Origin of the sequence: Paenibacillus rhizophilus (assembly GCF_003854965.1) — a bacterium.
Classification (GTDB): Bacteria; Bacillota; Bacilli; order Paenibacillales; family Paenibacillaceae; genus Paenibacillus_AQ; species Paenibacillus_AQ rhizophilus.
Genome location: NZ_RQPI01000001.1, coordinates 80,189 through 101,387, shown reverse-complemented (window position 1 = coordinate 101,387; position 21,199 = coordinate 80,189). Strand labels below are relative to the sequence as shown.

Annotated in this window: 23 protein-coding genes; all 23 read right to left on the bottom strand. The window is 54.6% G+C overall.

Translation table 11 applies throughout. The annotated features are described in order from the left end of the window. Window positions 1–17: 17 nt before the first annotated feature. Window positions 18–1,106: a hypothetical protein gene (locus tag EH198_RS00505; RefSeq protein ID WP_124693604.1), complete on the bottom strand. Its 1,089-nt coding sequence runs from the start codon at window positions 1,104–1,106 to the stop codon at window positions 18–20. A 90-nt stretch (window positions 1,107–1,196) separates the two neighbouring features. Continuing rightward, on the bottom strand, window positions 1,197–1,784 hold the full coding sequence (locus EH198_RS00500) for a histidine phosphatase family protein (RefSeq protein ID WP_124693603.1): 588 nt from the start codon (window positions 1,782–1,784) through the stop codon (window positions 1,197–1,199). Window positions 1,785–1,908: 124 nt separating this feature from the next. Next, on the bottom strand, window positions 1,909–2,502 hold the full coding sequence (locus tag EH198_RS00495; RefSeq protein ID WP_124693602.1) for an anti-sigma factor family protein: 594 nt from the start codon (window positions 2,500–2,502) through the stop codon (window positions 1,909–1,911). Then, a complete protein-coding gene (locus tag EH198_RS00490; RefSeq protein ID WP_124693601.1) occupies window positions 2,499–3,095 on the bottom strand; it encodes an RNA polymerase sigma factor in 597 nt (198 codons plus the stop codon). Before EH198_RS00490 ends, EH198_RS00495 begins: the two co-directional genes overlap by 4 nt. 605 nt (window positions 3,096–3,700) lie before the next feature. Then, window positions 3,701–4,795, bottom strand: a complete 1,095-nt coding sequence (locus EH198_RS00485) for a prephenate dehydrogenase (RefSeq protein WP_124693600.1) — start codon at window positions 4,793–4,795, stop codon at window positions 3,701–3,703. A gap of 45 nt (window positions 4,796–4,840) precedes the next feature. Next, window positions 4,841–5,938 carry a histidinol-phosphate transaminase gene (gene hisC / locus EH198_RS00480; RefSeq protein ID WP_124693599.1) on the bottom strand — a complete coding sequence of 366 codons (1,098 nt, stop codon included), beginning with the start codon at window positions 5,936–5,938 and terminating at the stop codon, window positions 4,841–4,843. Between the two features lie 41 nt (window positions 5,939–5,979). Further along, on the bottom strand, window positions 5,980–6,801 hold the full coding sequence (gene trpA / locus EH198_RS00475) for a tryptophan synthase subunit alpha (RefSeq protein ID WP_124693598.1): 822 nt from the start codon (window positions 6,799–6,801) through the stop codon (window positions 5,980–5,982). Then, window positions 6,798–7,997, bottom strand: coding sequence for a tryptophan synthase subunit beta (trpB, locus tag EH198_RS00470; RefSeq protein WP_124693597.1), 1,200 nt, complete (start codon window positions 7,995–7,997; stop codon window positions 6,798–6,800). Before trpB ends, trpA begins: the two co-directional genes overlap by 4 nt. Beyond that, window positions 7,994–8,671 (bottom strand): phosphoribosylanthranilate isomerase, encoded by a 678-nt coding sequence (locus EH198_RS00465; protein ID WP_124693596.1) that lies wholly within the window; start codon window positions 8,669–8,671, stop codon window positions 7,994–7,996. The genes trpB and EH198_RS00465 overlap by 4 nt, the downstream gene beginning before the upstream one ends. Beyond that, window positions 8,664–9,494 (bottom strand): indole-3-glycerol phosphate synthase TrpC, encoded by an 831-nt coding sequence (trpC, locus tag EH198_RS00460; RefSeq protein WP_124693595.1) that lies wholly within the window; start codon window positions 9,492–9,494, stop codon window positions 8,664–8,666. The genes EH198_RS00465 and trpC overlap by 8 nt, the downstream gene beginning before the upstream one ends. Next, on the bottom strand, window positions 9,481–10,530 hold the full coding sequence (trpD, locus tag EH198_RS00455) for an anthranilate phosphoribosyltransferase (RefSeq protein WP_124693594.1): 1,050 nt from the start codon (window positions 10,528–10,530) through the stop codon (window positions 9,481–9,483). The genes trpC and trpD overlap by 14 nt, the downstream gene beginning before the upstream one ends. 67 nt (window positions 10,531–10,597) lie before the next feature. Next, complete coding sequence (gene trpE / locus EH198_RS00450) at window positions 10,598–12,151, bottom strand: anthranilate synthase component I (RefSeq protein WP_124693593.1); 1,554 nt, start codon at window positions 12,149–12,151, stop codon at window positions 10,598–10,600. Window positions 12,152–12,646: 495 nt separating this feature from the next. Further along, window positions 12,647–13,018: a chorismate mutase gene (gene aroH, locus EH198_RS00445; protein ID WP_124693592.1), complete on the bottom strand. Its 372-nt coding sequence runs from the start codon at window positions 13,016–13,018 to the stop codon at window positions 12,647–12,649. Beyond that, window positions 13,012–14,115: a 3-dehydroquinate synthase gene (aroB, locus tag EH198_RS00440; protein WP_124693591.1), complete on the bottom strand. Its 1,104-nt coding sequence runs from the start codon at window positions 14,113–14,115 to the stop codon at window positions 13,012–13,014. The genes aroH and aroB overlap by 7 nt, the downstream gene beginning before the upstream one ends. Before the next feature lies 1 nt (window position 14,116). Beyond that, the gene (aroC, locus tag EH198_RS00435; protein ID WP_124693590.1) at window positions 14,117–15,286 is read right to left on the bottom strand and encodes a chorismate synthase; all 1,170 of its coding nucleotides are present in this window, start codon (window positions 15,284–15,286) and stop codon (window positions 14,117–14,119) included. Window positions 15,287–15,483: 197 nt separating this feature from the next. After that, window positions 15,484–15,684, bottom strand: coding sequence for a hypothetical protein (locus tag EH198_RS24430; protein WP_185702765.1), 201 nt, complete (start codon window positions 15,682–15,684; stop codon window positions 15,484–15,486). A gap of 69 nt (window positions 15,685–15,753) precedes the next feature. Then, entirely contained in the window at window positions 15,754–16,551 is a 798-nt protein-coding gene (locus EH198_RS00430; protein ID WP_124694482.1) for a CheR family methyltransferase, read from the bottom strand. 33 nt (window positions 16,552–16,584) lie between these two features. Then, on the bottom strand, window positions 16,585–17,028 hold the full coding sequence (gene ndk / locus EH198_RS00425) for a nucleoside-diphosphate kinase (RefSeq protein WP_124693589.1): 444 nt from the start codon (window positions 17,026–17,028) through the stop codon (window positions 16,585–16,587). A gap of 119 nt (window positions 17,029–17,147) precedes the next feature. Continuing rightward, window positions 17,148–18,116: a polyprenyl synthetase family protein gene (locus EH198_RS00420; protein ID WP_124693588.1), complete on the bottom strand. Its 969-nt coding sequence runs from the start codon at window positions 18,114–18,116 to the stop codon at window positions 17,148–17,150. Further along, complete coding sequence (locus EH198_RS00415) at window positions 18,113–18,973, bottom strand: menaquinone biosynthetic enzyme MqnA/MqnD family protein (protein WP_124693587.1); 861 nt, start codon at window positions 18,971–18,973, stop codon at window positions 18,113–18,115. Before EH198_RS00415 ends, EH198_RS00420 begins: the two co-directional genes overlap by 4 nt. 4 nt (window positions 18,974–18,977) lie before the next feature. Then, a complete protein-coding gene (locus tag EH198_RS00410; RefSeq protein WP_124693586.1) occupies window positions 18,978–19,580 on the bottom strand; it encodes a UbiX family flavin prenyltransferase in 603 nt (200 codons plus the stop codon). Then, window positions 19,577–20,452: a UbiA-like polyprenyltransferase gene (locus tag EH198_RS00405; protein ID WP_124693585.1), complete on the bottom strand. Its 876-nt coding sequence runs from the start codon at window positions 20,450–20,452 to the stop codon at window positions 19,577–19,579. Before EH198_RS00405 ends, EH198_RS00410 begins: the two co-directional genes overlap by 4 nt. Next, a complete protein-coding gene (locus EH198_RS00400; protein WP_124693584.1) occupies window positions 20,445–21,191 on the bottom strand; it encodes a demethylmenaquinone methyltransferase in 747 nt (248 codons plus the stop codon). Before EH198_RS00400 ends, EH198_RS00405 begins: the two co-directional genes overlap by 8 nt. Window positions 21,192–21,199: the final 8 nt, after the last annotated feature.

Below are 21,199 nucleotides of genomic sequence, written 5' to 3'. Positions count from 1 at the left end.
TGCAAAACTCCTCTGCTCTATAGGAGCAGTTGTTTGGATTGCGCCCTTTCCATTCCCCAAGCCGTCATTTTGACAACGGGGCCTGAAGCCGCTTCACCCAATCTAAGCATTCCCAGATGCAGCATCATACGCAGAATGCGTTTTTCCATAATCGAACCGGCATCGTCGTAATAAAACGGCTTGATCAGCCAGCCCAGCGCATTTTCCAAAGATTTAACCGTCACCCATTCGTTCGCACACACGCCAATCCAGTATACGAGTGATGGAAGGTTTGGAATAGCGCCTTTATAAAGTCTTAACCAAAAGGAGAAAATCTGCAACAGGGATTCGTATTTTGCTTCTTCCAAAACCGCAGCGCCCGTACTCGTCAATCTTAGCCGTTGTCCTTCTTCCGCGATCCAGCGCCGATGGCGGGCATAGTCGTACAGGAGGGCCAGCCTTGGCGGATAATGCTCACAGGCTCTGCCGTAACCGAACCGCCAGCCGCCTTTTGTCAGAAGCGGTTCGGGAATATGCAGACTGTTCATGAGAAGCTGCTGGCATCTTCTGTACATGGCACCTTCCATATTCAGCTCCGGCTCGTCTTCATGGATAAAACGCAGTAGCGCTTGCAAATCGGCGGCGGCCAGGTCGCCTTCTTCCCTGTATATGTCGGGCTCTCCGCTCGGCTCCAATCCCTCCTTAAGCCGTGACGCCATCCGATCCCGGAAACGTTCTTTCAAGTCTTTCGGAACTTGAAACAAGTATCTGGACTGCTGGGAAGTACCGTTAAAGAGCCAGCCTCCATTTTTAAACCGGGTCACGGTGTCGCGGTAACCTCCACTTTGTCCGGCCGGAGTATCGAATGACGCCGCCCTCGCCGCGGCAAGCAAATCCTCAAGAGTAAGATAGCTTCTTTCGTCAAACAGCAGGGCATTGAGGAAGCGCAAGTCTTCTTGTGAGCATTCCCTTACCTGGGCCTCCATAAAATCTTTGCTCCCAAGCGTAATGAGCAGCGTCTGAATAAGGTCCTGCTTGGAATTTTGCTTGCATTCGCAGCGGTAACGGCCTGCTATGGCCGTCAGCTGATTCATGTCCGCAAAGCTGAGCATATCCGCCAGATTCATCTTCATCGCCTCGCCGTTTTAATACCATTATGGGATTGCTAGCTTTTTTTATTCCATTTTTCGCAAAAAAAATAACCCGAGGGGATCGGGTTAGCGCTGATTATGCAGGATATGGCGGGTACAATTGTACAGCAGCGGGTTCCATTCCTGTTCCTTCTTCTCCAAAATGGTCAGGGACAGGTTGCCGATCCGCTCGGAATATTTGTTCTTGTAAAGCGCCGAATAAAGCTGGGCCAGTAAACCTCCATGCGACACAACGAGCACATTTTTGTCCGGATGCTTCGCGGATATATCTCCCATAAAGGCAAGCGCCCGCGTCTGAAGCTGTTCATCCTTCTCCTGACCGAATTCCTCCTGATCCCAGTTCCTTCCCCATCTGGCTTCACGCTCAGAGGCTGTAAGCCCCTCTACCTGACCGTATGCGCGTTCTCTGATACGCTCGTCTGCCTCTAGCAGCGGAAGCCCAAGTCGACCGGCAATAATTCTCCCCGTTTCTTCCGCCCGGGAAAGGTTGCTGGTAATGCAGTAATCCCAGCGATAAGGTTCGTGCTGAAGACGCTCTGCCAGCATCTTCGCCTGTCTGCGGCCTTCGCCGTTAAGCGGGATATCACTTTGCCCTTGAATCCTGCCTACAGCGTTCCAGTCCGTCTGGCCATGGCGTATCAAGCCCATCAACATAAGTAACTCCCATCCTTTTCCGTATATATTTTTTTCTTACTGTAACATGGATGAGCTTAAATGTCTTCACTTTGAAAGTGTACGGACAGCAAAAAAGCCCTCCTGGGTGTTCAAGAGAGCTCTTTCAATGTCTGCGGTACCGGTTAAGCCGGGTTAACGAAAAGATGGATAAGCCTATTCCCAGCATGGACAGTACCATCCAATACTGCGGATGGGTTGGCCCCATGCTCACGACAAGCGGCTCGACTATCTCGCTGCCTCCGGAATTGACCGGATAAACGGACTGCCAATCACCGGTTGATCCGGCGACGCCGGTCGGTACAATTCCGCTCTGCGCCATAGTGGTGTTGTCCGGCGTCTGCACCAATGTAAAGTAGAGGAAGCTGGACAAGAACACCGCCAGAAAACAGGCGATCCACAAGCTGATCCGCCGCCGGAAGATTCCGGGCTTGCCGGCCGACTTGCCGTCGCCCGGCATCAGCCAAGGGCTTTCCAGATATATGCGTTCCATTACGCGCGCGTTGACAGCCTCGGCTCGTTCGTCGCTGACCGAAGCCTTCATGTCCTGGATCAGCCGGCCGCTTTCTTCCCACATCTCCCATTCGGCGGAGCAATAGGAGCACTGAGAGATATGCTGCAATAAAGCTTTGCGCTCCCTTTTATCGGGAGGAGCATCCCAAAGAAGCGGAATCAGATTCTGCGCTTCTCTACAGTTCATTGGCTTTTCATCCTCTCAGGCTGTTCATCATAAGCAGGTTCATAAAAATAGGACTCAAGCTGAAGCTTTACGCTGCTTCTGGCGCGAAACAACAACGATTTGACCGAGCTTACGCTCTGATCAAGAATCATCGCGATTTCCTGGTAATCCATTTGGTCATACTCCCGTAAAATCAGCGCGGACCGCTGTTTTTCCGGAAGATTGTTGATCGCTTTGCGTACGAGATTCATCCGTTCATTGCGCAGCACAGCCTGCTCCGGCGCCACTTCCAGCGGTGCAACAGGCGTATAGCCGCTTTCTTCAAGCGACACATTGCCTACGCGGTGCTTCCGCAGCTCGCTGAGCACGGTATTGCGCGCGATGGTGTAAAGCCATGTGGAAAAGGAGGCGTCTACTTCACGAAAGGAATGAAGGCTGCGAAAAGCCTTGTAGAACGTTTCGGAACAGAGATCTTCGGCGATGAGCTCCATCTGGGAGTTCTTTAGCATGTGATAGACAAATGCCAGGATTTTGCGTTGATAACGTCGCATGAGTTCTGAATAAAGTTCGGTATTTCCCTGCTTGATCAGCTGGATTAACTGGGAATCCGTCATGGTGGGCGTTTCCTCCTCGCCATAGCACGATATATCCCGTTGGTAATCATTATTACCGAGCGGGTCCAAAAAAGTTGCGGTTTTTTCTGAAAAAAGAGCCAATTTCCACTCCGGTTTCTATGTATATTCATGACGGCTATGTTTAAGCTTCGAATATTCGGACGTATTGGTTAACAACAAATCTATAAAAATACTTTCCTATTGTACCACAATTCGGTTTCCGATGACATTAATAGACGGATGCCGCATGTAAACTTCTTTCCGCCAACCCTGTTCGACATAAAAACCGCTGCTGGCAACTTCGTGCCGAAATTGATTCCGGGCACATCCGGAGCGGGGGAAAATACTGGAGTAAGTTTTTTCATGAAAGCGTTGACAAATTGTAAACGGATACATATAATAAAGGTACAGTATGGTTTCTCTCCACTCCTATCCAATACTTCAGCTCTACATGAGCAAAGGCCGCTTTTTGAAAGCGGTCTTTTTTTTGCCTTTTTTGATAATTCCGACAAATTAACGGATACCTCAGTAATAAGTGTGAAACTTATAAATACTTAAATTAAAAAAGCCGGGCGTCTGCCCGGCCTTGCTCTTCCCTATATTCGCTATACGTACACCGTATAATCATGCCGCTGCAGCAGCACTTTGGCCCGCTCCATATCGCCTTCCTGACGGAAAGACAGGCGCATAATGCCCGGGACGTCCTCACGGCTCTCGATGATTTGCACGTTGCTTAGGTTGATGCCTTGATCGCCCAGCTCCGTGGCAATCCGTCCGATGATGCCAGGGTGGTCGGGAACGTCGATATGCAGGTCGAACAGCGGTGTAATCATGCCCTTGCGCCGTTCAGGCAGCTTGCTGCGGAAACCGTTCGCTTCCTTAAACGCTTCCTCGATTCCCTCTCCGTCAGCGTTCTCCAGCAGCTCTACGAAGGAAGAAACCTCCGCATTCCAATCCTTCAGCAGCTTAAGCATCACCATCCGGTTGTTCAGCAGAATGTCCCGCCAGATGACGGGCTCGCTGGACGCGATTCGCGTAATGTCCCGGAATCCACCTGCAGCCAGTGTGCTGTAAAGCGAGTCGGTGCAGTCGTACTCGTGAACCTGGTTCACAAGCGCCACAGCGATGATATGAGGCAAATGGCTGATCGCCCCGACAATCTCGTCATGCCGCTGCGGGTCCAGCCGGACGATTTGCGCTCTCGTATGTACCAACAGAGCCTTAAGCGACTCATACGCCTCTTCGGGAACTCCAGGCGGCGGAGTAAGCACATAAAAGGCGTTCTCGAACAGCAGCGACGAGGCCGCTTCCACACCGGAACGCTCCGAACCGGCCATCGGATGACCGCCGATAAAATGAACGTCCGGAAGGTCCATTGAAGCCGCGCAGGCCGCGATGCTCGCTTTGGTGCTGCCGACATCCGTAATAATGCAGCCCTTCTTAAGCGGCAGCTTACTCAGCCTGTTCAGATACTCCTCCAGCATCCCGACGGGAACGCATAAAAAAATAAAGTCGGCGCCAAGCGCCGCCTCTTCAAATGACAGCGTCGCGCTGTCGACTACGCCTCTGCTCACATACTTGGCAGCCGACTCCGGGCGGTGGGCGTGGCCTACAACGTTCAGGCCTTCCCTGCCCTTAAAGCAAAGGGCAAGGGAACCGCCGATCAGCCCGACGCCGAAAATTGCAATCTTAGTCGTCATGTCTTTGAACAACTCGCCTTCTGTAGATTCCTTGCGTCGCCCGTGCTATGCCCGAACGCCCTGTTCTTTGAGCGCGGCCTCCAAAGCCTGGATAAAGACCTTGTTCTGCTCCTCCGAGCCGATGGTAACCCGGATGTAAGTAGGATAGAGGCGGTGTCCGGCTCTTACGATGACGCCTTTGCGCAGCAGCAGTTCGAAAATATCAAGCGCCGGCACGCGGACGTCAACCATAATAAAGTTTCCGTGCGACGGGAAATATTGCAGCCCAAGCCGCTTGAATTCATCTTGAAGCTGCACCAGCCCCGCGCTGTTGAGGCGGCGGCATTCTTCCACATAATCCCGGTCTCCCAGCGCCGCAATCGCGGCTGCCTGCGCAAGACGGGAGGTGTTGAACGGTTCGCGCACCTGGTTAATAAGCGTGATGATTTCGGGTCTCGCGATACCGTATCCGATCCGCAGCGCCGCCAGCCCGTAAATTTTGGAGAATGTCCGCAGCACGACAAGGTTAGGATAGCGATCCAGCAGCTTGATGCCGTCGGAGTAGGATAGATCGGTCACATACTCGTAATAGGCTTCGTCCAGCACAACCATTACGCGGTCCGGGACCGCATCCAGAAAAGCCGTTAGCGCCGTTTCGGACACAATCGTGCCCGTCGGATTGTTCGGATTGCACACCCAGATTACTTTTGTCTTGTCAGTGACGCGGGCGAGCATCGCATCCAGATCGTGGGTGCCCTCAGCAAGCGGCACTTCGATGCTGATCGCCCCTTCGATATCCGCGTTGCTCTTGTATACGGAGAAGGTCTGGTCGGCCATGATCGTCTCGTCGCCAGGGAGGAAAAAGGCGCGGGCGATCAGCGCAATAATCTCGTCCGAGCCGCAGCCGAAAATAATATTGTCGGCCTGCACCCCCAGATGGGCGGACAGTGCGGCGGTCAACTCGGCGGCGGAGCCGTCGGGATAGAGACTAAGATTATCGAGCTCGGCCTGAATGGCGGCTTTGGCGCTCGGCGATGAACCGTACGGATTCTCATTGGAGGCCAGCTTAATGACCTCGTCAAGTCCGTATTCCTTCTTCACTTCTTCTATGGGTTTGCCCGGTTTGTAAACCGGAAGGCCTACGATATGGGGTTTCGGCTTCATGAGCGGTCCTCTCTCTCGGTAATATCAGTCGATGTTTTTAACTATGGTCTTAATTGTGCCACAAAATCGCGGATTTGCAACAGTCCCTCGCCGCGCTTCCCGGGGTCCTGAAGAAGGAAAATCACTTCCTCGATCTTGCGGACAATCGCGCTCCCAACTACGACTCCGTCGCAGATTTTTGCGAATCTGGCAACCTGCTCGGGAGTAGAAATGCCGAATCCGACGGCCACCGGAAGATCGGTCGCCTGACGGACGGATTCGATGAACTGGTCCACGCTTTCATGGAAAGACGTACGTTCGCCTGTCACGCCAAGCGAGGACACGCAGTATACGAAGCCGCTCGCGCCGGATACGATCTTGGCGATGCGTTCACTGGAGGTCGGCGCGACGAGCGGAATCAGGTTGATCCCGGCATCGCGGCTGCGGCGGCGCATCTCTTCCGACTCCTCAACCGGCAGATCCGGAATAATCAGCCCGCTGATTTCATAATTGCCCAGTTCCGCAAAGAAAGTATCGAGTCCCATTTGCAGCACGGGATTGTAGTAAGTAAAAAGGATAAACGGAAGCTGGCTTCCTGCCTTACGGGCCTTGAGCGCCGCTTCCATACAGGTCCGCAGGTGAATGTTCCCTCGCAGCGCCCGCGCGGAAGCACGCTGGATCACCGGCCCGTCCGCCAGCGGATCGGAATAGGGAACCCCCAGCTCGACCATATCCGCGCCCGCCGCTTCCAGCTCGGCAATAATCGCGAGGCTCGTCTCCAGATCGGGATCGCCCACGGTAAGAAACGGAATCAGCGCCGCCCGGCCTTGTTCCTTCAGGCGGCGGAATGCCAAGTCCATGCGGTTCGTCGTTTCGGTTGTCATTTCAGCCCCTCCCCTTCCGTATACGCCATAATCGATTCCACGTCTTTGTCGCCCCGGCCCGAAAGGCAGATTACGATGATGTCATCCTTGGAGAGCGTCGGCGCGATCTTCTCAACCTGCGCCACTGCATGAGCCGATTCCAGCGCGGGAATGATGCCTTCAGTCACGCACAGCAGCTTAAGGGCATCGAGCGCTTCCCGGTCGGTAATCGGTACATATTTTACGCGTTCGATATCTTTAAGATAGGAGTGCTCCGGTCCTACCCCGGGATAATCGAGCCCCGCGGAGATGGAGTGCGCCTCTATCACTTGACCGTGTTCATCCTGAAGCAGGTAGCTCATCGAGCCCTGGAACACCCCTTGGCTTCCCTTGCTCATCGTAGCTGCGTGATACGGCGTATCGACGCCTTTGCCCGCGGCTTCAACGCCGATCATACCCACGCTCTCGTCTTCGAGGAACGGATAGAACATGCCGATAGCGTTGCTGCCGCCCCCGACGGCGGCCACCAGCAGATCCGGCAGTCTACCTTCCGCCTCCAGAATTTGCTTCCGCGTCTCATCCCCTATAATCCGCTGAAAATTGCGGACCATCATCGGATACGGATGCGGGCCGACCGCGGAGCCGAGCACATAGAAAGTGTCGTCTACGTTGCTGACCCAATAACGCAGCGCCTCGTTGCCTGCGTCCTTGAGCGTCCGCGATCCCGAAGTAACGGAAATGACCTCGGCTCCAAGCAGCTTCATTCGAAATACGTTCAGCTGTTGGCGGCGGGTATCCTCCTCGCCCATGAATACTTTGCATTCCATTCCGAGAAGCGCGGCGACGGTAGCGGTCGCCACGCCATGCTGGCCCGCCCCCGTCTCTGCAATAACCTTCTTCTTGCCCATCATTTTGGCGAGAATCGCCTGACCGATGGCGTTGTTGATCTTATGGGCCCCGGTATGGTTCAAATCCTCGCGCTTTAAATATATTTTCGCCCCGCCCAGCTGAGCGCTGAGCCGTTCGGCGTAGTACAGCGGCGTCTCCCGTCCCGAATACTGCTTAAGCAAATAATTAATCTGCTCCTGAAACTCCGGTTCGGCTGAGAACTTGTTATAAGCTTCCTCCAGCTCTATCAATGCATTCATCAAGGTTTCGGGCACGAAGCGTCCCCCGAAAGCTCCGAAACGTCCATGCCGGTCCGGCACCTGTATCATGATTGCTTCACCCTTTCCACAAAAGCTGTGATTTTGGCGATATCCTTTACTCCATCACTTTCCACTCCGCTGGATACGTCCACTCCGTCCGGAGCGTAAGCCGCCAGAAGCCCGTCCACATTGTCCGGCGAAAGTCCGCCGGCCACGTACAGCGGCACTCCCATCGCCCCCGCGCGCTTGCGGTAAGCCGGAATCTCTTCCCATGCGAACGTCCGCCCGGAGCCGCCCCGCTGTGCGGGATCGTACGTATCGAGCAGGAGCGCGTCAATCGTGCCGGCATAGCTTTCCAGCAGCGATCCATTGTTATCTGTATCATTTATTTCCGCAGCTACCGGAAGCGCCTTCCATACCTGAACATCGGGGAAGGCCTTCTTGACCTCCCGGCAAAATGCCGGGCTTTCGTTCCCGTGCAGCTGAATAATGCCAAGCGGTACAGCGGCAACAATCTCGTTCAGTTCGCCCATCTCCGGATTGACAAAGACCCCGGCGGCAAGCGGAGCCTGCCCCGCCTTCCACTCTCCAAGGACGGATGCCAGTTCCGCTGCCTGCTCCGGCGACACCTTCCGGCGGCTCGGAGCAAAGACAAGGCCGATATAATCAACCGGCAAGTGTACAATAGATTTTAGCACTTCAACGTCCTGAAGTCCACAAATTTTTACCTTCGCCTCAGCCATTCCGCACCCGGTCCTCGCCTTTCAAAACAGGGCCGAGCAGCGTACCGACTGCCTGTTCCACATCCTGCTGCCGCATGAAATATTCACCGACCAGCACGCCGTCCGCGCCGTTCGCCTTCAAATAGGCGATGTCCTCCGGTCCCGCGATACCACTCTCGCTGATCAGGGGAACGCCATCCGGCGCGAGCGCCGCAAGCTCGGCCGTCGTGGCAAGCGAGGTCTCGAACGTATGCAGATTGCGGTTGTTAATGCCGAGCAGCACATGGGAAAGCTGCGCCTTGCCCGTGTCCAGCACCCCTTCAAGCTCGCTGCGGTCATGAACCTCGATTAATACGTCGAGCCCAAGACTTCCCGCGGTATCCGTGAAGGAAGAGAGCACGGCGGACGTTAATATAGCCGCGATCAGCAGAACGGCGTCCGCCCCGAGGAGCCGGGCTTCATAGATTTGTTTCTCGTCGATGATGAAATCCTTGCGCAGCAGCGGCAGGCTTACCGCTTGCCGAACCTGCTGCAAATATTCGCCGCTGCCCTGAAAATATTGCCTGTCAGTCAGGACGGAGAGACAGTCCGTTCCGCCTGCCTCATAGGCCTTGGCAATCTGCACCGGATCAAAATCCGCGCGGATCAGCCCTTTGGAAGGGGACGCCTTCTTCACCTCCGCGATCAGTCCTATATCACGCTTCCTTCCGAGCGTGAGCGCCCTGCGAAATCCGCGGGCTGCCGGCAGTCCGGCGATTTCGCGTTCCACTTCCGAGAGGGAAAACGACGCACTGAGCGTCTCAACCTCTTTTATCTTGGTCGCTACGATTTTATCGAGATACATGTTTAAGCTCCTCCGTTATAGCAATAAGCTGCTCCAGCTTGCGTGCCGCTTCGCCCGAATCGATCATTTCCGCCGCTTTTCGCACACCTTCAGCCAGCGTACCCGCAAGACCGGCAACATAGATGCAGGCTCCGGCATTGGCGAGCACAATGTCCCGGTAAGGCGTTTTTGCGCCGTCCAGCACCGTACGGATAATCGCCGCGTTCTCTTCGGGTCCGCCGCCGAGAACGGCTTCAAGCGGATGGCTGGGAAGTCCCAGGTCATGCGGGGTAATTTCATAGGTCGTCACCGCGCCGTCCCGAAGCTCCGACACGGTGGTCGGCGCGGAAATACTGATCTCGTCAAGACCGTCGTGACTGCTGACCACGAGCGCACGCTTCGAGCCAAGCTCCTTGAGCACCAGCGCGACCGTCTCGGTCTTCTCCCGGTCGTAAATACCCAGGAGCTGCCGGTCCGCTCCGGCCGGATTCGTGAGCGGTCCGAGCATGTTGAACACCGTCCGCACGCCAAGTTCCCTCCGCGGGGCGGCTGCGTATTTCATTGACGGATGGTAAATCTGCGCAAACAGGAAGCAGATGCCGATATCGTCCAGGCACCGCTTCGCCTGCTCCGCATCCAGATGGATGTTCACGCCGAGCGCCTCCAGCACGTCAGCGCTGCCCGCTCTTCCTGAGGCGGAACGGTTGCCGTGCTTGGCGACGCGCACCGAAGCGGCTGCGGAAATAATCGCAGAAGCCGTGGAAATGTTGAACTTATGGATACCTGAACCGCCGGTTCCGCAGGTGTCCAGCAGACGCTCGTTCTCTGTGGCAACCGGAGTTCCGAACCCGCGCATGGCTTGCGCGAAGCCTGTGATCTCATCCACGGTCTCCCCTTTGATCCGCAGAGCGGTAAGCAGGGAGCCGATCTGGGCCTGCGTCGCCGCCCCTTCCATAATAGCGCCCATGATGTCCCGCGCCTGCTCCCGGGATAAATCCTTGCTTTCAATCAGTCCGGCGATCCCGGACTGCACCAATTGGTTAACGCTGCTGCTCATTGCCATTTGTTCTCCTCTCGCTCATAAGAGATTGATTATCGCTTAAGCCGCCTGTTACAGGACCCGGTCAAGGGGTATATTCGTACATGTAATCCTGATTGATGCTGCCTCTGTCCTTCGCCTTCGCCGGGAACATCGCCTCGGCCATCCGAATCGCTTTCAGCATGCCCTTGGCCTTGTTGACGGTCTCCTCGTACTCCTTCTCCGGCACGGAATCCCAAACAATGCCCGCTCCCGCCTGAACATAGGCCCGGCCTTTGCGGAAGATGATCGTCCGGATCGTTATGCAGGAATCCATATTTCCGGAGAATCCAAGGTACCCGATCGCTCCCGCATAAGCTCCCCGCGCTTCACGCTCCAGTTCGGCGATAATCTGCATCGCCCGGAGCTTCGGCGCTCCGGATACGGTGCCCGCCGGCAGGCAGGACAGGAAAGCGTCGAAGAAATCTTTATCCTCACGAAGCGTGCCCGAAACATTCGACACCATATGCATCACATGGGAGTATTTCTCGATCTCCATGAAGGAGTCACACTTAACGGTTCCAAACTTTGAAACCCGGCCTAGATCATTGCGGCCCAGATCGACGAGCATCAGATGCTCGGCTCTCTCTTTTTCATCCTCCAGCAGTTCGGACGCCAGCGCTCGGTCCCGCGCCTCATTCTCGCCTCTCGGCCTCGTTCCGGCAATCGGCCGGGTCTCCACCCGGTCGCCATCCACTTTCACAAGTGCCTCCGGCGATGTGCCGACAATGATTTCATCGTCCATTTTGAGATAATACATATACGGCGACGGGTTCAGCGTCCGCAGCAGCCGGTACACATGAAGCGGTGACACTTCGGTATTGATATGGAACCGTTGGGACAGCACGACCTGAAAAATATCGCCAGCCCGAATGTATTCCTTGGCCTGTTCCACATTGCCGATAAACTGCTCCTTCGTCAAATTGGAGTGAATATCACCCAGCTCGATATCCTGTGGAATGCTGCGCCGGTTCAGATTTTCCTGCGGTCCTTCCTTGTGCAGCTCCTCCGCCATCTCTTCGAGCTTGCGGTCCAATTTCTCGTAATTGGCTCTGATATCGGAATCCGTGTCGCCATCCTTGATATGAAGGTTGCCGACCAGCAAAATCTGCTGTTTAACGTGGTCGAACACGATAATCCGGTCACAGAACATGAAGCGAATATCATCCATTTTCAAATCATCGCTGGCATGGGCCGGTAGCTTCTCGTAATACTGAAGCAGGTCGTACCCGAAAAATCCGATCGCCCCGCCGGTGAACGGCGGCATTTCCGCAAGCTTCGGGCTGCGGTACGAACGGAGCAGGCTTTTCAGCTCTTCGATCGGTTTGCCCTTCAGCTGCTTTTTCTCGCCGCCGATTTCCACATTGATGACACCTTTTTTGCCGGAAATGAGCAGGAACGGATCGCTGCCGATGAACGAATACCGGGCCCATTGGATGCCGCCCTCCACGCTTTCCAGCAGAAAGGCATTTTTGCGTCCAGCAAACCGCTGAAAAATCCGGATCGGCGTTTCCATATCGGCCAGGAGCCGCTTCACCACGGGAATGAGGTTATACTGCCGCGAGAGCGACATCACTTGTTCAACACTGGGACTGGTCATTTGTCGTTCCTCCTTGGACTTAGAAAGGGTATTTGAGCTGAAAATACAGAAAAACCTCCACCGAAGTAGAGGTTAGGTTAAGCAAGCGTATAAAAGAGCGGGATTTCGGCATCAGGCAGTTGCAGCCGCTCTGCAGCGGACGATGCATAAAAGATCCCCGCATTCAAAGCAACGCAAAATACAATCTCCGAAAAAGACGCTATCCCCCACCTATGGAAGATAAAGTCCAAACGATACAACCAGGCATCAGTAATGATCAGCTATCCGTGCACCTGCAAACCTCACGTTCGCAGTTCCTGCACTTGAATATCCGCCCTTCGGCTGTATCCTTAACATCCCTTGCACTCAGCTCTTCTCAGCTCATCTCAACTCTGGCTTAACTCTGCTTCACTCGTCTGATAACACTATACATGATACAAACGCTTATTGACAACCCCTGAGACAACCAATTATTTGGAAAGCCCCGAGTTCTATATTATTATAAAACTTCTGCTGCTATTTGCTCTCTGAAAGATCGGGACGCAGCTTCTGCGCTTCATTCAGGTATACATGGCGGATATCGCGCTGGCTCTTGTCCGTATTGACCTGCACCATCAGGCGGATGCATTTCGGCAGACTTCCCTTAACCGGAATTTCAGTCGAGCACATCAGCGGTACCAGCTCCCAGCCTTCAATTTCGCGGATCGCCCGCGCCGGGAAGGTCGCATCAAGATCAGTGGTCATCGTAATCCACACGCTGCAAATATCTTCGGCGATAATGTCATTGCGTTCGACCATTTCCCGCAGCAGCAGTACCGTTTCCCGCAAAATTTCCTGTTCCTCGTTGCGGTTGACGGTAGTCGCTCCGCGAATGCCGCGGTTTACCATGGGCTTCCCTCCTCTTTAAGCTGCCTGATAACCTCGCGCACCGCGGACTCCTCAACACCATTAACAATGCTGACGGCTCCAATCTCGTCGGGAACGATAAACGTTATCCGGCCTTCTTTGAATTTCTTGTCATGCATCATAGCTTCGATGATCTCTTCCTCGCTGTATTCCGCCGGCAGTCTCGTTGGAAGCTCCAGCGCGCCGAGCAGGGAAACCGTCTCCTCGTACAGGGAACGCGGACGCCCCAGCTTGGCCGCCAGGAGCGCAGAGCCCGCCATTCCGATGGAGATGGCTTCGCCGTGCAGAAAGGTTCCATAGCCTCCCACCGCTTCAACGGCATGTCCGATCGTATGGCCCAGATTCAGAATGGCGCGAAGTCCGTGCTCCCTTTCATCCTCGCCGACCACATCCGCTTTGATGGCGCAGCCGCGCTCCAGCGCGTAGCCGAGCGCTTCCGGGTCCAGTGCAAGCAGTTCTGCCGCATGATCCCGGCACCAGTAGGCGAAGTCGCGGTCCAGGATAAGTCCGTGCTTGATGACTTCGGCCAAACCGGAACGCACCTGGCGCGGAGGAAGCGAAAGCAGCGTATTCAGGTCGTACACGACCATTTTCGGCTGGTAGAAAGCCCCGATCATATTCTTCGCCAGCGGATGATTTACCGCCACCTTACCGCCGACGCTGCTGTCATGCGCCAATATCGTTGTCGGAATCTGCATAAAGCCGATGCCGCGCATATAGGTCGCGGCCACAAAGCCCGCCAGATCGCCGACGACACCGCCGCCCAGCGCCAAAACGGCGGAGTTCCGGTCAAGACCGGCAGAGATCGCCGTCGTCATCACTTCTTCATATACGGTCAGAGATTTCGAGGCTTCTCCCGACGGAATGATATGACTGACAACCGTGTAGCCCCCGGCCTCTAATCGCGTCTCCAAATCAGAAAGATACAAAGGGGCCACTGCGCTGTCGCTGACGATCAGCAGTGGGCTGCGCACCGGAAATCCAGCTTCCGCGCACAGACCGGCAATGCCCTCCAGAATTCCGCTGCCTATCACAATCGGATAGGAGCGTTCGCCCAAAGCTACTTTAATTCTCCGCATATCAGTAGCTCTCCAGTTGGGCCAGGTAGTTATTATAATTGGCCCGGATTTCTTCCATGGAATCCCCGCCAAATTTATCCAGGAATGCCTTGGCGATTTCCCAGGCGACCACATTTTCCATCACGACGCAGGCTGCGGGCACCGCGCAAGCATCGGAGCGTTCCACCTGTGCGGTAAAAGGCTCCTTCGTATCGATATCCACGCTTTGCAAAGGCTTGTAGAGCGTCGGAATCGGCTTCATCACTCCGCGCACCACCACCGGCATGCCGTTCGTCATTCCGCCTTCGAAGCCGCCGAGCCGGTTGCTCGCCCGGTAATATCCGCGGCCGGAATCGTACATGATTTCGTCATGCACTTTGGAGCCGCGCAGTTTGCCCGCTTCGAAGCCGATGCCGATCTCCACGCCCTTGAAGGCGTTGATTGACATAACCGCTCCGGCAATGGCGCTGTCCAGCTTGCGGTCGTACTGCACATAGGTTCCAAGGCCGACAGGAAGTCCTTCGACGATACATTCCACGATTCCGCCGATGGAGTCGCCTTCTTCCTTGATCTGGTCTATGTAGGCTTCCATCTTCTTCTCGGTTTCCTTGTCCACGACTCTGACCGAGGATTCTTCCGTACGGGCGATCAATTCGTCAATCGGCAGGTCGTTCACTGGAGCTTCGATTTCGCCGATCCGGATAACCTGTCCGGCGATCTTCACTCCAAATGCTTCAAGCAGCTGCCGCGCCACCGCGCCGCAGGCCACCCGCGCTGCCGTTTCCCGGGCGCTGGAGCGCTCCAGAACATTGCGCAAATCGGTCAGATTGTATTTCAGACCTCCGTTCAGGTCCGCATGGCCTGGGCGAGGGCGGTTTACCCGACGCTTGTCCTCGTCCGCGCCTGGAATCGGCTCGACATTCATGATGTTCTTCCAGTGCGTCCAGTCTTTATTTTCTATAACGAGCGCAACCGGAGCGCCGGTCGTGCCGCCATGGCGCACCCCGCCGACAATCTGGGCGGTATCTTTCTCGATCTGCATGCGGCGGCCGCGGCCGTATCCTTTTTGACGCCGCTGCAATTGAAAATTAAGCTGTTCAAAATCCAGCGTAAGATTGCTGGGCAGACCCTCGATAATCGCCGTAAGCTGGGGACCGTGTGTCTCCCCAGCCGTCAAATAACGTAAACTCATGCTGCGTTCCCCCTTCGCGCTTTCAAACTGTAAACTGCTAAAATCCGTAATGACCTTTGCTCATTATAGTATAGGGAAATCCCTTTTGACAAGAAAAGCACGAAGCTTATCCATTCTTAATTGTCTGAACAAAAAGCGCCGCCCGAACTCCATTTAAGGAGCGGGCGGCGCTATGGCCGGACACGCAGCAGCCGAGCTTATCCCCCAACGTGCTGATTCTGCCGCGGATAAGACGCTTTGCTCTCCTCCTGCTGAAGCAGGCGCTGAAGCTGCACATCCTCCACACCGAGAATTTGTCCGCATTCCCTCACGGTTATGATCCCGCGCCGGTATGCGTCAATCACCTTGCTTTTATCCATTTCCTTACGACCTTTCGCTTGGCATACTGACTCTATCATTCAGTATCTCTGTATGCGGCTGAAAGTATACCTTGCGCTGCAAGTATTTGGACAACGGCGGTGCCGGCGCTATTTTTTACGATAAAAGAAGGTTTCCGTAGATTCGAATCCGTATTTGGAAGGGGTGAAAATCTGCTCCGTGCTCCCCACAAACAAATAGCCGCCGGGACGAAGACTGGCCGAGAATTTGTGATACAACTTGTCCTTCGCTTCTTCCGTGAAGTAAATCATTACGTTTCGGCAGACAATGAGATCGAATCCGGTATCGAACTTGTCCAGCAGCAGGTTCTGCTTGCGGAAGTCGATATTTTTTTTCAAATCGCCGCTAACCCTGAAAACATGACCTTCCGGAGAAAAATAACGCGCGGCCACATCCTTGGGCACATCCTTAAGCGAACGTTCCAGGTAAAGCCCCTGTTGGGCCTTGGACAACGCACCATCATCGATATCGGTCGCCAGAATGCTTGTTTGGGACAGTATTTTTTTATCGGACAGGATCATAGCGAGCGTGTACGGCTCTTCACCGGTGGAACAGGCCGCACTCCACAGCTTCAGCCTTTTGCCGCTTCCCTGCAGCTCGGGCAGAATATGATCGCGCAGCACTTCCCAGCGGTTCGGGTTGCGCCAAAATTCAGAGACGTTGATCGTCATCCGGTCGAGGAACTCGTAAAACAGCCCCTTATCTTTCAGCATCGCCGCAAAAAAATCGGAAAAGCTATGGTATCCGTTCTTCGTGCGAAGAGTCGTCAGACGCCGCTTCATCTGGGCTTCCTTGTACTGTGACAGGTCGATGCCCGTACTTTTATTGACATTGTGAATAAATCCTGTGTAATCAGGATCCGCCGCCGGCGCTTCGCGTTCAGGCATCATATTCATCTACCCCTGTCTTTTATGTCCGGATCAGATCCAGGCCGCAATGTCCTTGTTATAATCATTCAGTTCCTTGGGAGCGAAAAAGTTGGCAATTTCTCTTGCTGCGCTCTCGGGAGAGTCGGAACCGTGAATGAGATTGAGCGGCGTGTGGCTGGCAAAATCCCCGCGGATCGTACCCGGAAGCGCTTCGCCCACCTTTGTCTTGCCAATCAGCAGCCTTGACAGGGCGATTACGTCATCGCCTTCCCAGACCATGGCAAAAACGGGGCCCGAAATAATAAAAGAGACAAGATCGGGGAAAAAATCTTTGCCCTCATGTTCCGCATAATGCCGCTTGGCCTGCTCCTCGGTTATCGTAATGAGCTTGGCGGCAACTAGCTTAAAGCCTTTGTCCTCCAAACGCGCTACAATGCGGCCGATTAGTCCGCGCTGCACGCCGTCAGGCTTGATCATCAAATACGTCTTTTCCATAGGGTTCACTCTCCATTTTCCCTTACGAATGATGGTCTTTTACGATATCTTACCAAAATCGGAGACGGCTGTTAACCGGGCATTTTACAAAATGCCGTACTTTAAGTCTTGCCCCTTTGTCAGTACTTTCTGCCGGTCACAAAATAGGCGATGTCACGCAAATTGCCCTTCGTGCGGTTGTTCGGCAGGTGATCCAGCGCCGCCAGAGCCTTGTCGATATAACGCGAGGCCAGCTGCTCCGCCCGGGATATTCCGTCTCCGGAGAGAATCAGATCGATAGCCCGCCCTACCCCGGCGCTCCCTTCCCGGATCATCTTCAGTTCGTCCAGAAGAGAGCCGCGCAGACGGTCGTCCTCCATCGTGTAGATGACCGGCAGAGTAATATTGCCCTGGCGCATATCGCTGCCCGGCGGTTTGCCGATCTGCTTCTCCGTTCCCCTCAGATCAAGCAGATCGTCGCCGATTTGGAAAGCCATCCCCACATTGTAGCCGTAATTATAGAGCTGCCGGGCGACCTCCGGCTCCGCGTCGGCTGCCAACGCTCCAAGCTGGCAGCTGATGGCGATGAGCAGCGCAGTTTTACGCCGTATCCTGCGCAAATAATGGCGGACGCTCTGGCCGCTGTTGAAGAAATCGCGGATTTGCTCCATTTCGCCGATCGACATCTCCACCATCGCCTTGGAGAGAATCTGATGGATAAGCGGATTCGGCAGCTCCGCCGTTATGGTCAAAGCCTTGGCATAGATATAATCGCCGGTATACATCGCGATTTTGTCGCCCCACTTGGCCTTGACGGTCGGCTCGCCGCGCCGCGTATCGGCATCGTCGATGACATCGTCGTGGACCAGGGAAGCGCTGTGAATCAGCTCCAGGGGAATGGCGACCCGCTTCAGCTTACCGAGATCGTAAGTGCCGAATTTGCCGCCCATCAGCACAAATACGGGACGCAGCCGTTTGCCGCCGGCTTTCAGCAGGTGCAGCGACGTTTCCGTAAGCAGATGATCGTCTCCCTGTACGCTGAGGTACAGCTCCTTTTCAAGAACTTCCATATCCTTATTCAGCAGGCCGAACATTTGCAGTCGTTTCATTCCTTCACCCGTGTCAACAGATTATCGCTCCAAAACTCCATTTTCACCTTCCGGGGCAGCAGTCCCATTTCGTAGGCGTAGCGGAAATAGAGATTCAGACCTTCCTGCTGCCTTTCTCCAAAATCATAACATAAATTGCGGAAATATCCGTACCAGTACTCGGGAGTGCCCCCGATCCGGCCGCAGGCTTCCATGACAACCGGCTCCAGATTTTTTAATCCGCGCCGCTTGCTCTCCGCGAAGGCTCTGTAAATTTCGCCGATCGCCTCCGGCACCTCACGCGCCGATTTCCGGCTTACCGCCCATACCGCAAAGGTCATCCCGAACCCCGTCCACTTCTTCCAGAGCTTGCCCAGATCGGTGACCGTATAATTATTGTTCTGCCACAATGCCCGAATGGCGTGATCGCCGATCAGGAGACAAGCATCGGCCCGTTCCATCATCTGTTCCAGATCCGGCTCGGCGCTTATGTATTCCGGCTTTCCGCCCACAGCCTTTTCCAGCAATATTTTCAGCAGGTTCACCGAGGTAGCCGACGTGTTCGTTACGGCGATTGTACCTTTCGCCGCTTCTTCAACCGTTCCCTTCGAGAAGAGAAAAATCGACCCCACGGGACCGTCCGAGCTGACGGACAGATCCGGCAGCAGCAGCAGCCTGTCGCTGGCCTCGGCAAAGGCAAAGGAAGAGAGCGCCCCGACATCGATGTCTCCGCTGGCCATGCCGCGGTTCAGCACGGAGGGCACCTCGCTTACCATCCGCGCCGGAAACGAAAGAACCGACGGATCAAAGTTATAAAAAACGGGCCATGAATTGGTATAGCTGATTTTGCCGATTATGGCAGGACGGCCGCTCTTCATGTGGTCACTCCCCCCATCTGCGAAATAAAGCGTGATCGATTCCGAAGCTGTCCAGCACCTTTCCAACCATGAAGTTGATCAGGTCGTCCATAGTTTGCGGCCCGAAATAAAAAGCCGGCATAGCCGGAATGATGCGCACGCCGAGCCGGGACAGCTTCAGCATATTTTCCAAATGTATCGCATGCAGCGGTGTCTCCCGCGGCACCAGCACAAGCGTACGTCCTTCCTTCAGCATCACGTCTGCGGCGCGGGTCATCAAATTGTCGGACGAGCCGTTCGCCACGGCCGAGAGCGTTCCCATGGAACAAGGCATAATGATCATTCCTTCCGTACGAAAGGAGCCGCTTGCAATGGAAGCGCCAATATTGGCGACGGGATGATAGAACAGAGAACCGGGACGGCCTCTGAACTGTTCATTCAGAACGCCCTCCCGGTCCGAGACGTTCCAGCCCAGCTCTTCTTTGAGAACGCGCCAGCCCGCATTGCTTATAACGAGATGCACCGTACGGCCGAGCGACAGCAGCGTTTCCGTCAGGCGTATGCCATAGATTGCGCCGCTGGCCCCCGTAATGCCTACAACGAAGCCTTTGGAGCTAGAATTGCTCATTTGTAAGTCTGCACCACCAAGTCAATCAAAGTAAAAGAAAACACCACGATGCTGAGCACCCCGTTCATCGTAAAAAACGCCGTTTGCAGACGGCTTAAATCGTTCGGAGAAACAATATGGTGCTCATAGAACAAAATAATATAAGCGATCACCATACCAACGATATACCACCAGCTCAAATGGGCCATAAACAGTAGCGATATAAAACCAAGACCGGTCAGGATATGAAACACCTTGGCGATCTTAAGCGCTCCCGCGACGCCGAAACGGACCGGAATGGAGCGCAGCCCTTCCTTCTTGTCGAACTCGACATCCTGGCAAGAATAAATGACGTCAAAGCCGGCCGTCCAGAACATGATGGTGAAATAAAACACCATTGCGGTCAAGTCCACCTTGCCGGTGACCGCAACCCACCCCCCAAGCGGTGCAAGCGCGATCGTCAGGCCGAGTATCAGATGACAAGCCCAGGTGAAACGCTTGGTAAAAGAATAAAACACTAAAAGAAAGACCGCGATGGGCAGCAGTTTGGCCGACAGCGGATTCAGCTTGAAAGCGGCCCAGAACAGCAGGAAGAAGGAAAAGGCGATAAAAACAATCACTTCCCCCGCCTTCAGCAGTCCCGCAGGAATGGCTCTTTTGGCCGTACGCGGATTTTTGGCGTCGCTTACGCGGTCAATCAGCCGGTTTAAGCCCATCGCAGCGCTACGCGCACCGAACATGGCAATGATGATCCAGCCGATGTCCCGCCAGGAAGGCAGTGAACCGGACATGACCATCGAGCCAAGCAATGCGCCCATAAATGCAAACGGAAGGGCAAAGACCGTGTGTTCAAACTTGATCATCTGCAGAAAAATACCGATTTTCTTAAACATCCCCATTCTCCTTGAGCCCAATGTGTAATGCCGCGATGCCTCCTGTCAAGGGGAACGATTCTACGCTTTCTAGGCCGGTTTCACGGAAAATCTGCTCCAGCTGCTTTCGGTCCGGAAACAGTGCAAGCGATTCGGGAAGCCATTTGTACTGCTCATAGCTCTTCGCGAACAGCTTGCCGAGCAGCGGGAGCATCCGTCTGAAATAGAAATAATAAATGCCCTTGAATGGCTGTACCGTCGGTTTGGACAATTCCAGGCAGACGACCATCCCTCCGGGTTTCACAACGCGCTTCATTTCGCGAAGCACCTGAACGGGATCGGGCACGTTGCGAAGACCGAAGCCGATCGTCGCGTAATTGAAGGAGCAGTCTCCGAATGGCAGATTCATCGCGTTGCCCTGAACAAGCGTAATCCGCTCGTCGAGCCCCCGCTCCTCTACCTTGCGGCGGCCTACGGCAAGCATGCCCTCGCTGAAATCAAGACCGATGACGTCGCCGGTCTCGCTCTTCTCCGCCAGTGCAATGCTCCAGTCGCAGGTGCCGCAGCATAAATCGACGGCGGTGTCGCCGGGGCGCATCGCCATTTTGTCCATGGCGAATTGCCTCCAGGACTTATGACGCCTGAAGCTGAGAATATCGTTCATCGTATCGTACTTTCCGGCGATTTTCTCAAATACGGAATGTACATACTGTTCCTTCGGCTTGATTCCGTTATCGCCGGTTATCGTTGACTTATTCATGGAATATC